Here is a 13,015-nt window from a genome sequence, read left to right as displayed (position 1 = left end):
TCGCTGCTGTTTACTCGGCGATCTGCAACTTGCGCGATTCGGTGTAGATATACCGCACCTTCTCATACTCGAATGGCGAGTTCATCTGGCCGTAGCGGAAGCTGGTCTGGTAGCGCTTGTCCACGGCGCGCAGGGCCCAGACTTCCGGGTGGTTGGAGCTGACTTCAGACACGTTGAGGAAGTTGATCTGCGATTCGGCGCTGTAGTCCACCAGCAGGCCGCCGGTGTCACGCAGGTTCGACGGGCCGAAGATCGGCAGCATCAGGTAAGCACCCCCCGGTACACCGTAGAAGCCCAGGGTCTGGCCGAAGTCTTCGCTCTGGCGCGGCAGGCCCATGGCGGTGGCCGGGTCCCACAGGCCCGCGATGCCAATGGTGGTGTTGACCAGCAGGCGCCCGGTGGTTTCCAGGGAGCGGTGGCCCTTGAGCTGCAACAAGCTGTTCATCAGGTTAGGCACATCGCCCAGGTTGTTGAAGAAGTTGCTCACGCCGGTGCGCAGAAAGCTCGGCGTGACATAGCGGTAACCGTTCACCACCGGCAGGAACACCCACTGGTCGAAGCGATAGTTGAAGTGGTACACGCGGCGGTTCCACGACTCCAGTGGGTCGTAGACGTTGAGCGCGGTGAGCGTGGAACGCTCGAATTCGCGCTGGTCCAAGCCTGGGTTGAACTTGAGCTTGGTCAGCGGCTCCTTGAAGCCGTCGGCATCGACCTTGACGGGTTCTTGGGCCTTGCTGTTGTCGGCATTGGCCACGCCTGCGCACATCAGTGCGGCGAGCAGCAGAAGATATTTAGCCACGGAAGAACTCCAGCATGGCGTCGGCGTTGACGCGGTAATTAAGGTTGCCGCAGTGGCCGCCCAGCGGGTAGACGGTCAAGCGATCGCCGAAAGTTTTACGCAGGAAGCCCAGGTCGCCAGGGCCGAGGATCACGTCGTCGGCGTTATGCATCACGGCGATTTTCGGGCTGTCGCGCAGGTAGTCCTTGAGGGCGTAGAGGCTGACCTGGTCGATCAGTTGCAGCAGGCTGCCGCCATCGGAACGCGCGCGCCACATTGGGATCACTTGTTCGGTGAGGTAGCAGTCGAAGTCGCACTGCAGGGCACGCTTGAGGAACGGCGTGAGGCTGGTGCCTTCGGTAATCGGGTACTTGGGCGGAATAATCAGGCCACGTCGGTTGATCAAGTCCGAAGTGAAGGCAATGTCGGCGGCCGAGAAGCGGAACGAGGTGCCGATCAGCATGGCCATCTGTTCATTGCTCAGGTGCTGCTTGGACTGCTGGAAGTCATAAAGCAGGGCATCGTTAAGGTCGATGTAGCCTTTTTGCTGGAAGTAACGTGTCAGTTTGCTCAGCACCAACTCATAGAAAGTGGTGCTGTTGTTGATGCCCTTGACCTCGGTCTGTACCAGCTTGTCGAGGTTGGTGATCGAGGTGTAGAGGTTGACCGGCGGGTTGAGCAGCAGCACTTTCTTGAAGTTGAAGCTGCGGCGGGTCTCGTCCAGCTTGCTGACAAACGCCGCATCCAGGGCGCCCAGGCTGTAGCCGGTGAGGTAGAAATCGGTCACGGGCAACGAGGCGTTCTGTGCGCGCACGGCCTGCATCACGCGGTACATGTCTTCGGCGTCTTCCTGGGTGATGCCCGGGGTGGCGAAGCGCGAAGCGGCGCTGATGAAGTCGAAGCTGGTCGGCGAGGACAGCTGCACCACATGGTAGCCGGCCTGGTAATACAGTTTTTTCAGGTATTCGTTGATGCTGCTGTCAAAGCGTGCACCGGTGCCGGCGATGAGGAAGATCAAAGGCGCGGCGCGGTCCTGCTTGGCAATGCGGTAGGTGAGTTTCTTCACCGCCCAGAAATTGTCCGGCAGGCTGAACTCGCGCTCGGGGCGCATCGTCAGGGTGTAGTCGGACTGGTTGATCTCGTCATCGGTCGGCAGGGTTGGCCGCAGATCGGGAGGTGTGGTGGCGATGGTCGCTTCGAACGGGTTGGTCAAAGGGTAGCCATAGCTGGCTTGGTCGATATCGACGGCCAGTGCTGACGCACTCAAAAATAGGCTGCCCAGCAAGGCAGCACAGCGCAAGGAACGGAGCATGACTAAATCCCTAAGAGGAACGGGCTGAATGAAGTTCGCAGGCTATGACCACCGCCTTGTCACCGAAGTGCCAGCACTCGGCACGAAAAGTCGGAAAAAACGTCGGAATCGGGGTAATAGTAGCGAGACGATACACTTTGCCATGCTTTGTTGAACAGATATCTGTGCGAACACCTTGCTAACGGCCGCCGTGGGATTAAGCTGGGCGCCGTTTTTGCCTATCGGAGTGCCCCATGTCCCGTCGTTTGCCGTTGATTCTGCTGCTTATTGCCCTGCCGTTATGGCTGGTTGCCAGTTATGCCGCACGCTATGGCTTTATGGAGGATGGGCAATGGGTTGGCATCTGTGCGGATGAGGCCAGCCGCTGGGAGTGCCAGGTGCGTTCGAATTTGGGTTTGATGATTCATTTCAAGCTGCTGGGGTGGGCGGCGTTGATCACCTCAGTGCTGGGCTTTTTTGTACCGGGGCGTGCGGGGTGGGCGTTGGCGGTGGTGGGGTTGGTGTTCGGGTTGCCGGCGCTGGCGTTGTACAACACGACGTTTGCGGTGTTTGCAGTGGTGATTGCGGGGTTGCGGTTGGTCAGGAAGCCGCGCGGGGCCTGATGTGGCCTCATCGCAGGCAAGCCAGCTCCCACAGTTGACCGTGCTCACAGATAGAAATGTGTGAACCCAATCAACGGTGGGAGCTGGCTTGCCTGCGATAGCGGTGTCAAGCCTTGCGCACTCGCAAGCAACGCCACAAAGCCGCAACCATCAGCACGCTGACCACTGCCCAACCCCAGGCCTGCTGGTTCAACAGCCCTTCACGGTACAACTGCGGCGCAATGCCGGCACCGATGATAAAGGCCAGCAATGCAATCTCCCGACGCGGCCCGGTTACCGGGCGTACCAGGTACACCAGGGCCGGCAGCACCAGCGCTGCGCTTGGGAAGCTGCGATAGCGCGGGTCAAACACCAGCGCCAGCATCATCACCGCACCGGCAAACCCGGCGATTGCCACCAGCCAGCCGGCGCGCTGCTCCAGCCAGTGGAACCCGCGCTCACGCCAGCCTTCCCGGGCGCTGAGGGCCAGGGCGGCGTGCGCCAGCACCAGCAGGTTCAACACCACCAGCAAGCCTGCCCATACCCATTCATCGTTGAAGCGCGCGGTAACGCGGGTCAGTTCGGCCCAACTGCCGATGGAACATGCCGCCACGGCACCGAGCAATGGCAGTATTAACGCAGAGCGCGGGCTGCGAACGCGGCCGCCGAGCACCAGGGTGCCAAGCAGGATGAGCCCGCCGACGCCCAGCCACAGCGGCCAGTACGGCACATTGGTCACAGGGCCTGCGAGAACGCCTTTGTCCTGACGGTCTGCATCGAACAGCCCCCAGTAACCGCCCACAGCCCCTTCACTGGCGCGCTTCCATGGCTGGTCAAAGGCTTCGATCAGGTTGTAGCGCCAGCCATTGGCTTCGGCCATGGCCACGAAGCCACGCATGAACCTGGCTTCATTGACCCGGCTGGGCACGGCGGTTTCGCGCTGGCGACCCTCGCTGGGCCAGCCGGTTTCGCCGATCACGATGTCCTTGGGCGCGAATTTATGGCCGAAGGTCTGGCGCACATCGCCCACGTGCTTGAGCGCCTGGTCGATGCCGGATGGCTCATCTTCCCAATACGGCAGCAGGTGAATGGTCAGGAAGTCCACCGCCGGCTCGATTTCCGGGTGTTGCAACCAAAATTCCCAGACATCGGCATAGGTGACGGGCTGCTTGATCTGGCTTTTAACCTGATGGATCAGCGCCACCAGTTGCTTGGCAGTGACTTCCTTGCGCAGCAGGGCTTCGTTGCCGACGATCACCGAGGTCACCACGTCCGGGCTGGCGTTGGCCGCCGCGATCAACTCGTTGATCTCTTTTTGAGTCGCCACGGGGTCACTGCTGACCCAGGCCCCGGCCATCACCTTCAACCCATGCTTGCGCGCCATGTCCGGCAGGGCTTCCAGGCCGGTCATGGAATAGGTGCGAATGCATTCAAAACGCGTGGCGAGCAGCGCCAGGTCGGCGTCCATGCGCTCGGGGCGCAACCTGAACGGCTGATCGAACGGGGATTGGTCCTTGTCGAACGGTGTGTAGGACGCACATTGCAGCTTATGGCTGGCGCTGGCGACGTCCGGCAATACCACGGGCCGGCCGAGGCCGTACCAGTAGCCGGCAAGGGCAAGCACGCCGAGGATCAAGGCAAAGAAATAGGGCAGGGCAGGGAAGCGGGCAGTCGCGGGCATGGTCGGCTTATCTGGGGGAGCAAAGGCGCGCATCTTACCCGGATTTGCCGCAGCCCAGTGCGGCTGCATAATTTTGACATGCAAACTTCGGGCGGGATTCTGGCGATAACGCCTACAAAGCGTCCTACTGGCGATGTGATGTCGTTTCTTGCTCAACCAAGGTCGCTGACAGAGCAGGGCAAATGCCTACGCAGGTTGAAGATAAAACTGTCAGTACTCCACTGATGCCTCAGCAACCGGATCGATGCGCGTGAAGGGGGCGCGGTGCACCCTATAACAACAGTTTGACGTCGCTCGGCATCCGTCGGGCGCAGCACTTTCGGGGAAGTACTATGAAGATGCGACGACTCTTGGGCGCAGCTGCCACTCTGGTAGTTGCGATGGGCTCCTCACTGGCCAGTGCCGACAGCAAGACCCTGAGCATCGGCTACGTGGACGGCTGGTCCGACAGCGTGGCCACCACTCATGTGGCGGCAGAGGTGATCAAGCAAAAGCTCGGCTACGACGTAAAACTGCAAGCGGTTGCCACCGGGATCATGTGGCAGGGCGTCGCCACCGGCAAACTCGATGCCATGCTCTCCGCCTGGCTACCTGTAACCCACGGTGAATACTGGACCAAGAACAAGGACAAGGTGGTCGACTACGGCCCCAACTTCAAGGACGCCAAGATCGGCTTGATCGTGCCGGAGTACGTCAAGGCCAAGTCCATCGAAGACCTCAAGACCGATACCACCTTCAAGAACAAGATCGTCGGCATCGACGCCGGTTCAGGCGTAATGCTCAAGACCGACGAAGCCATCAAGCAATATGGCCTGGACTACAAACTGCAAGCCAGCTCGGGTGCGGCGATGATTGCCGAACTGACCCGTGCCGAAGACAAGCAGGAGTCGATTGCGGTCACCGGTTGGGTGCCGCACTGGATGTTCGCCAAGTGGAAACTGCGTTTCCTGGACGACCCAAAAGGGATTTATGGTGCTGCTGAAACGGTCAACAGCATCGGCAGCAAGGGCCTGGAGAAGAAAGCGCCGGAAGTCGCGGCCTTCCTGAAGAAATTCCAGTGGGCCTCCAAGGATGAAATCGGTGAAGTCATGCTGGCGATTCAAGAAGGCGCCAAGCCGGACGCCGCGGCCAAGGACTGGGTAGCCAAGCACCCCGAGCGCGTCGCCGAATGGACCGCTAAATAACCCCGCCCCAATTGTAGGAGCGAGCTTGCTCGCGAAGAACGCATAGGCACCGCGATCATCCAGAATGAACGCGTTATCGTTGACGTTTTTCGCGAGCAAGCTCGCTCCTACATTTTTTACAAATCCTCGCTAAGCTCGATCTACTACTAAGGTCGTCTGGAACCCATTGCGCAGCCGCATACAGTGGATACGTTCCAAAATAATAAAAAGCTGTGCTGCGAGGATAAAAACAATGAACGACAGCATTTACCTCTCGATTCAAAACAGCCCGCGTTTCAAGGAGCTGGTCAGGAAAAGGGAAAGGTTCGCCTGGATTCTCTCGGCGATCATGCTAGGGCTTTACTCCGCTTTCATCCTGTTGATTGCCTACGGGCCACAAGTACTGGGGGCCAAGATCAGCCCCGGTTCCTCGATTACCTGGGGCATTCCCCTGGGCGTCGGGCTGATTGTGTCGGCCTTCATTCTCACCGGCATCTACGTGCGTCGGGCCAACGGCGAATTTGACGACCTGAACAATGCGATTCTCAAGGAGGCTGCGCAATGATCCGGCGTCTATTGGCTCTATTCGGTGCTTCGCTGTTGGCTCCGGCCGTTTGGGCGGCGGACGCATTGACCGGTGAAGTGCACAAGCAACCGCTGAACATCTCGGCCATTGTGATGTTCGTCGCGTTTGTCGGCGCCACCCTGTGCATCACTTACTGGGCGTCCAAGCGCAACAAATCGGCGGCGGACTACTATGCGGCGGGCGGCAAGATCACCGGTTTCCAGAACGGTCTGGCGATTGCCGGTGACTACATGTCGGCGGCGTCCTTCCTGGGGATTTCCGCGCTGGTGTTCACCTCCGGCTACGACGGCTTGATCTACTCGATCGGCTTCCTGGTGGGCTGGCCGATCATTCTGTTCCTGATCGCCGAGCGCTTGCGTAACCTGGGCAAATACACCTTTGCCGACGTGGCGTCCTATCGCCTGGGGCAAACCCAGATCCGCAGCCTGTCGGCCTGTGGCTCGCTGGTGGTGGTGGCGTTCTACCTGATCGCGCAGATGGTCGGCGCGGGCAAGCTGATCCAACTGCTGTTTGGCCTTGATTACCATGTGGCGGTGATCCTGGTGGGTATCCTGATGTGCATGTACGTGCTGTTCGGCGGTATGTTGGCGACCACCTGGGTGCAGATCATCAAGGCGGTACTGTTGCTGTCCGGTGCCTCGTTCATGGCGCTGATGGTGATGAAGCACGTCAACTTCGACTTCAACATGCTGTTCTCCGAGGCGATCAAGGTTCACCCCAAAGGTGAGGCGATCATGAGCCCCGGCGGCCTGGTGAAAGACCCGATCTCGGCATTCTCCCTGGGGCTGGCACTGATGTTCGGTACCGCTGGCCTGCCGCACATCCTGATGCGCTTCTTCACGGTGAGCGACGCCAAGGAAGCGCGTAAGAGCGTGCTGTACGCAACCGGCTTCATCGGCTACTTCTATATCCTGACCTTCATCATCGGCTTCGGCGCGATCCTGCTGGTCAGCACCAACCCGGCGTTCAAGGACGCAGCGGGCGCCTTGCTCGGTGGCAACAACATGGCGGCGGTGCACCTGGCCAACGCGGTGGGCGGCAGTATCTTCCTGGGCTTCATCTCGGCTGTGGCGTTTGCCACCATCCTGGCGGTGGTTGCCGGCTTGACCCTGGCGGGTGCTTCGGCGGTGTCCCATGACCTGTATGCCAGCGTGATCAAGAAAGGCAAGGCCAACGAGAAGGACGAGATTCGCGTGTCGAAGATCACCACCGTAGCCTTGGGTGTATTGGCCATCGGCCTGGGTATCCTGTTCGAAAGCCAGAACATTGCGTTCATGGTCGGCCTGGCGTTCTCCATCGCCGCCAGCTGTAACTTCCCGGTGCTGCTGCTTTCCATGTACTGGAAAAACCTCACCACCCGTGGCGCCATGATTGGCGGCTGGCTGGGCTTGATCAGCGCCGTGGGCCTGATGATCCTCGGCCCGACCATCTGGGTCTCGATCCTGCACCATGAAAAGGCGATCTTCCCGTACGAGTACCCGGCGCTGTTCTCGATGATCATTGCGTTCGTCGGCATCTGGTTCTTCTCCATCACCGACAAGTCGGCGGCGGCAGAGAAAGAGCGCGCGCTGTACTTCCCACAGTTTGTGCGTTCGCAGACTGGCCTGGGGGCGAGTGGGGCGGTTAATCACTGAGTTGTCAGCTGTATAAGAGATGCCCCGGTCGTAAGGCTGGGGTATTTTTTGCCTGGGTCTTTTGTGTTGCCTGGGCTGGCCTCATCGCGGGCAAGCCCGGCTCCCACAGGTTGACTGTGTGAACCCGGTCAACTGTGGGAGCTGGCTTGCCTGCGATGGCGTTAGATCAGGCCACACAAACAAAAACGGCCTCCACTAAGGGAGGCCGTTCTCATTACAAACATACAATCAAGTGCTTACTTGCGATCTTCCAGCTTGGTGATGTCACGCGACTCGTAGCCGGTGTACAGCTGGCGCGGGCGGCCAATCTTGTACGGGCTGGAGAGCATTTCTTTCCAGTGGGAGATCCAGCCCACGGTCCGCGCCAGGGCGAAGATCACGGTGAACATGCTGGTTGGAATGCCGATCGCCTTGAGGATGATCCCCGAGTAGAAGTCGACGTTCGGGTACAGCGAGCGTTCGATGAAGTACGGGTCGGTCAGGGCGATCTCTTCCAGGCGCATGGCCAGTTCGAGTTGCGGATCGTTCTTGATGCCCAGTTCCTTCAGCACTTCGTCGCAGGTCTGCTTCATGACGGTGGCGCGCGGGTCGCGGTTCTTGTAGACCCGGTGACCGAAGCCCATCAACTTGAACGAGTCGTTCTTGTCCTTGGCCTTGGCGATGAATTTGTCGATGTTGGACACATCGCCGATTTCATCGAGCATGGTCAATACGGCTTCGTTCGCACCGCCGTGGGCAGGGCCCCACAGTGCGGCGATGCCGGCGGCAATACAGGCGAACGGGTTGGCACCCGAAGAGCCCGCCAGGCGCACGGTGGAGGTGGAAGCGTTCTGCTCGTGGTCGGCGTGGAGGATGAAGATCCGGTCCATGGCCTTGGCGAGCACCGGGCTGATCGGTTTGATCTCGCACGGGGTGTTGAACATCATGTGCAGGAAGTTTTCCGCGTACGTCAGGTCGTTGCGCGGGTACATCATGGGTTGGCCCATGGAGTACTTGTAAACCATTGCGGCCAGGGTCGGCATCTTGGCAACCAGGCGGATCGCGGAAATTTCGCGATGCTGCGGGTTATTGATGTCCAGGGAGTCGTGATAGAAGGCCGACAGGGCGCCTACTACACCGCACATGACGGCCATCGGGTGGGCGTCGCGACGGAAGCCGTTGAAGAAGGTCTTCAACTGCTCGTGAACCATGGTGTGGTTCTTCACGGTGCTGACGAACTGGGCTTTCTGCTCGGCTGTTGGCAATTCGCCATTTAGCAGCAGGTAGCAGGTTTCCAGGTAGTCCGACTTTTCAGCCAGTTGCTCGATCGGGTAGCCGCGATGAAGCAGAATGCCATTATCACCATCGATATAGGTGATCTTCGACTCGCAGGAAGCGGTCGACATGAAGCCTGGGTCGAAAGTAAAACGGCCCGTGGCCGTCAGGCCCCGTACGTCGATAACATCGGGACCAACGGTGCCGGTTAAAATGGGCAGCTCGACGGGGGCTGCGCCCTCGATGATCAACTGCGCTTTTTTGTCAGCCATGTGGCCTCCTATTTATGCTTCAAATCATCAGACAGACCCCCCACGCAGGGCCCGCACCACTATATTGATATAAATCCAGATGTCAATTTGCCTAAAGTCTTGCGCCAGAAGGCTTTAACCGTACTTTTTCGTCGAAATTGCCTGCCATTTACGCCTTTTATCCCGCCAGCGCAATCAGCTATTAGGGTGAGGTGTGCGCGTTGTCATTAGTAACCTAACTGTCTATACTCGGCCACCGACCGCCAAGGGCTTTTGGGCTTGCTTTCATTGGGGGTCGCACTCCCTGGGTGGTGCTTACCTGACCAGTCGCACTCCCCAACAACTTTGCCCTGATTGTTAGGGGCTCTTCAGTGTGAAAAAAAGCCGTGAATAGCCAACGACCTGTAAACCTAGACCTAAGGACCATCAAACTCCCCATCACCGGCGTTACGTCGTTCCTGCACCGTGTTTCCGGCATCATCCTGTTCCTGGGCTTGGGCATCATGCTTTATGCATTGAGCAAATCCCTGGGTTCCGAGGAAGGATACGCCGAGGTGAAGGCATGCTTGACCAGCCCGCTGGCCAAGTTCGTAGCATGGGGCCTCCTGTCCTCTCTTCTGTATCACCTGGTAGCCGGTGTGCGCCACTTGATCATGGACATGGGCATCGGTGAGACGCTGGAAGGCGGCCGCCTGGGCTCGAAAATCATCATCGCCATTTCCGTGGTGCTGATCGTTCTGGCAGGAGTTTGGATATGGTAACCAGCGTAACGAATCTGTCGCGTTCGGGCCTCTATGACTGGATGGCACAGCGTGTGTCTGCGGTCGTTCTCGCGGCTTATTTCATTTTCCTGATCGGATACCTCGTCGCAAACCCGGGCATCGGCTATGAGCAATGGCACGGCCTGTTTTCCCACAATGCGATGCGAATCTTCAGTCTGCTGGCCCTTGTAGCCCTGGGCGCTCACGCCTGGGTTGGCATGTGGACCATCGCGACTGACTACCTGACGCCGATGGCGCTGGGCAAGTCCGCGACTGCAGTACGTTTCCTCTTCCAGGCAGTATGCGGCGTCGCGATGTTCGCTTACTTCGTCTGGGGTGTGCAGATTCTTTGGGGTATCTGATTCATGGCTAACATTCCAACTATTTCATTCGACGCCATCATTATTGGTGGCGGCGGTGCTGGCATGCGCGCTGCGCTGCAGCTGGCCCAGGGCGGTCACAAGACTGCCGTGATCACCAAAGTGTTCCCGACGCGCTCCCACACCGTATCGGCCCAGGGTGGCATCACCTGCGCCATCGCCTCCGCCGACCCGAACGATGACTGGCGCTGGCACATGTACGATACCGTCAAGGGTTCCGACTATATCGGTGACCAGGACGCTATCGAATACATGTGTCAGGAAGGCCCGGCCGCGGTGTTCGAGCTGGACCACATGGGTCTGCCGTTCTCCCGTACCGAGCAAGGCCGTATCTACCAGCGTCCATTCGGTGGCCAGTCCAAGGATTACGGTAAAGGCGGGCAGGCTGCCCGTACTTGCGCTGCGTCCGACCGTACTGGTCATGCGCTGCTGCATACCCTTTACCAAGGCAACCTGAAAGCCGGTACCACGTTCCTGAACGAGTACTACGCGGTTGACCTGGTGAAGAACGGCAAGGGCGAGTTCGTCGGCGTGATCGCCATCTGCATCGAAACCGGTGAAACCACTTACATCCGCGCCAAGGCTACTGTGCTGGCGACCGGTGGTGCAGGTCGTATCTACGCTTCTACCACCAACGCCCTGATCAACACCGGTGACGGCGTCGGCATGGCCCTGCGTGCTGGCGTACCGGTACAAGACATCGAAATGTGGCAGTTCCACCCGACCGGCATCGCCGGCGCCGGTGTACTGGTGACCGAAGGTTGCCGTGGTGAAGGTGGTTACCTGATCAACAAGCACGGCGAGCGTTTCATGGAGCGTTATGCTCCGAACGCCAAAGACTTGGCTGGCCGTGACGTTGTGGCTCGTTCGATGGTTAAAGAGATCATCGCCGGTAACGGCTGTGGCCCGAATGGCGACCACGTACTGCTCAAGCTCGATCACCTGGGTGAAGAAGTGCTGCACAGCCGCCTGCCTGGTATCTGCGAGCTGTCCAAGACCTTCGCCCACGTTGACCCGGTAGTTGCTCCGGTTCCGGTGGTTCCAACTTGCCACTATATGATGGGCGGCGTGCCGACCAACATTCATGGCCAGGCAATCACCCAGAACGCCGACGGCCAGGACGAGATCATCCATGGTCTGTTCGCAGTAGGTGAAGTGGCTTGCGTATCGGTTCACGGTGCCAACCGCCTGGGCGGTAACTCGCTGCTTGACCTGGTGGTATTCGGTCGCGCGGCCGGCCTGCACCTGGAGAAGGCGCTGACCGACGGCATCGAATACGATGACGCCACCGACGCCAACATTGAAGCCGCCCTGGCGCGCCTGAACGCTCTGAACGAGCGCACAGATGGCGAAGACGTAGCGACCCTGCGTCGCGAGCTGCAAAACTGCATGCAGAACTACTTCGGTGTGTTCCGTACCGGCGAATACATGCAGAAGGGTATTGCCCAACTGGCTGACCTGCGCAAGCGCATCGCCAACGTCAAGATCAACGATAAGAGCCAGGCGTTCAACACCGCTCGTATCGAAGCCCTTGAGCTGCAAAACCTGCTGGAAGTGGCTGAAGCGACGGCGATCGCCGCCGAGGTTCGTAAAGAGTCCCGTGGTGCTCACGCTCGTGAAGACTTTGAAGATCGCGACGACGAAAACTGGTTGTGCCACACCCTGTACTTCCCGGGTGACAAGCGCGTAACCAAGCGTGCCGTGAACTTCTCGCCGAAGACGGTGCCGACGTTTGAACCGAAGATTCGGACTTACTAAGGGTGGCTGCCATGTTGAAAGTCAGTGTTTATCGCTACAACCCTGATCAGGACGCTGCGCCGTTCATGCAGGAGTTCCAGGTCGATACCGGTGGTAAAGACCTGATGGTGCTGGATGTACTGGCACTGATCAAAGAGCAGGACGAGGGTTTCTCCTATCGTCGCTCTTGCCGTGAAGGTGTGTGCGGTTCCGACGGCATGAACATCAACGGCAAAAACGGCCTGGCGTGCATCACGCCGCTGTCCGCCGTGGTCAAAGGCAACAAGCTGATCGTTCGTCCACTGCCAGGTTTGCCGGTTATCCGTGACCTGGTCGTCGATATGAGCATCTTCTACAAGCAATACGAGAAAGTTAAGCCGTTCCTGCAGAACGACACGCCGGCTCCGGCCATCGAGCGTCTGCAGTCCCCGGAAGAACGTGAAAAGCTCGATGGCCTGTACGAGTGCATCCTGTGCGCTTGCTGCTCGACATCCTGCCCGTCCTTCTGGTGGAACCCGGACAAGTTCCTGGGTCCAGCTGCCCTGCTGCAAGCCTACCGCTTCCTGGCAGACAGCCGTGATACCAAGACGTCCGAGCGTCTGGCTTCGCTGGATGACCCGTTCAGCGTATTCCGCTGCCGCGGGATCATGAACTGCGTCAACGTATGTCCTAAAGGCCTGAACCCGACTAAGGCCATTGGTCACATCCGTAACATGCTGCTGCACAGCGGCGTGTAACTGACGTTGTAGTAAAGCAGGACCGTTGTGCCCGTAAATGCTGCGGCGCAGGCTTCAACCGGCGCCGTAGTTTTAACTTGAGCAGCGACTTACAAAGCCGCGGCTCTTATTTTGAAGAAATGAGACAAGCAGGGGCATTCGGGTTGGTACCCGAACTATC

At 59.0% G+C, this 13,015-nt stretch carries 12 protein-coding genes; 8 read left to right on the top strand and 4 right to left on the bottom strand.

The annotated features are described in order from the left end of the window. Positions 1–10: 10 nt before the first annotated feature. Both TX24_RS25540 and TX24_RS25535 read right to left on the bottom strand, forming a co-directional pair. A complete protein-coding gene (locus tag TX24_RS25540) occupies positions 11–799 on the bottom strand; it encodes an MlaA family lipoprotein (RefSeq protein ID WP_003189993.1) in 789 nt (262 codons plus the stop codon). After that, positions 792–2,090 (bottom strand): serine protein kinase PrkA, encoded by a 1,299-nt coding sequence (locus tag TX24_RS25535; protein ID WP_003189995.1) that lies wholly within the window; start codon positions 2,088–2,090, stop codon positions 792–794. Before TX24_RS25535 ends, TX24_RS25540 begins: the two co-directional genes overlap by 8 nt. A 233-nt stretch (positions 2,091–2,323) precedes the next feature. Here TX24_RS25535 and TX24_RS25530 point away from each other — a divergent pair, with 233 nt between their 5' ends. After that, a complete protein-coding gene (locus TX24_RS25530; RefSeq protein ID WP_003189996.1) occupies positions 2,324–2,692 on the top strand; it encodes a hypothetical protein in 369 nt (122 codons plus the stop codon). A 106-nt stretch (positions 2,693–2,798) separates the two neighbouring features. Here the strand turns inward: TX24_RS25530 and TX24_RS25525 are convergent, their stop codons facing one another. Continuing rightward, a complete protein-coding gene (locus tag TX24_RS25525; protein ID WP_034135178.1) occupies positions 2,799–4,352 on the bottom strand; it encodes a glycoside hydrolase family 17 protein in 1,554 nt (517 codons plus the stop codon). A 332-nt stretch (positions 4,353–4,684) separates the two neighbouring features. Between TX24_RS25525 and TX24_RS25520 the strand changes: the two genes are divergently transcribed. The 3 genes from TX24_RS25520 (at position 4,685) to TX24_RS25510 (ending at position 7,735) form a co-directional block, all read left to right on the top strand. Beyond that, positions 4,685–5,536 carry a glycine betaine ABC transporter substrate-binding protein gene (locus TX24_RS25520; RefSeq protein ID WP_003189999.1) on the top strand — a complete coding sequence of 284 codons (852 nt, stop codon included), beginning with the start codon at positions 4,685–4,687 and terminating at the stop codon, positions 5,534–5,536. Positions 5,537–5,768: 232 nt separating this feature from the next. Continuing rightward, the gene (locus tag TX24_RS25515) at positions 5,769–6,080 is read left to right on the top strand and encodes a DUF485 domain-containing protein (RefSeq protein ID WP_003190001.1); all 312 of its coding nucleotides are present in this window, start codon (positions 5,769–5,771) and stop codon (positions 6,078–6,080) included. Further along, on the top strand, positions 6,077–7,735 hold the full coding sequence (locus TX24_RS25510; protein ID WP_003190002.1) for a cation acetate symporter: 1,659 nt from the start codon (positions 6,077–6,079) through the stop codon (positions 7,733–7,735). Before TX24_RS25515 ends, TX24_RS25510 begins: the two co-directional genes overlap by 4 nt. 236 nt (positions 7,736–7,971) lie before the next feature. Here the strand turns inward: TX24_RS25510 and gltA are convergent, their stop codons facing one another. Next, a complete protein-coding gene (gene gltA / locus TX24_RS25505) occupies positions 7,972–9,261 on the bottom strand; it encodes a citrate synthase (protein WP_003190003.1) in 1,290 nt (429 codons plus the stop codon). A 365-nt stretch (positions 9,262–9,626) separates the two neighbouring features. On the opposite strand from gltA, the gene sdhC reads away from it, so the two are divergent. The 4 genes from sdhC to TX24_RS25485 are packed head-to-tail and all read left to right on the top strand — an operon-like array spanning position 9,627 to position 12,855. After that, a complete protein-coding gene (gene sdhC, locus TX24_RS25500) occupies positions 9,627–10,001 on the top strand; it encodes a succinate dehydrogenase, cytochrome b556 subunit (protein ID WP_003190005.1) in 375 nt (124 codons plus the stop codon). Further along, on the top strand, positions 9,995–10,363 hold the full coding sequence (gene sdhD, locus TX24_RS25495) for a succinate dehydrogenase, hydrophobic membrane anchor protein (protein WP_003172805.1): 369 nt from the start codon (positions 9,995–9,997) through the stop codon (positions 10,361–10,363). Before sdhC ends, sdhD begins: the two co-directional genes overlap by 7 nt. 3 nt (positions 10,364–10,366) lie before the next feature. Further along, positions 10,367–12,139 carry a succinate dehydrogenase flavoprotein subunit gene (gene sdhA, locus TX24_RS25490; protein WP_034135179.1) on the top strand — a complete coding sequence of 591 codons (1,773 nt, stop codon included), beginning with the start codon at positions 10,367–10,369 and terminating at the stop codon, positions 12,137–12,139. A gap of 11 nt (positions 12,140–12,150) precedes the next feature. Then, on the top strand, positions 12,151–12,855 hold the full coding sequence (locus tag TX24_RS25485) for a succinate dehydrogenase iron-sulfur subunit (protein ID WP_005786573.1): 705 nt from the start codon (positions 12,151–12,153) through the stop codon (positions 12,853–12,855). Positions 12,856–13,015: the final 160 nt, after the last annotated feature.

Origin of the sequence: Pseudomonas lactis (assembly GCF_001439845.1) — a bacterium.
GTDB lineage: Bacteria > Pseudomonadota > Gammaproteobacteria > Pseudomonadales > Pseudomonadaceae > Aquipseudomonas > Aquipseudomonas lactis.
Note: the sequence above shows the minus strand (reverse complement) of the source record. Positions and strands in the feature narration are given on the sequence as shown.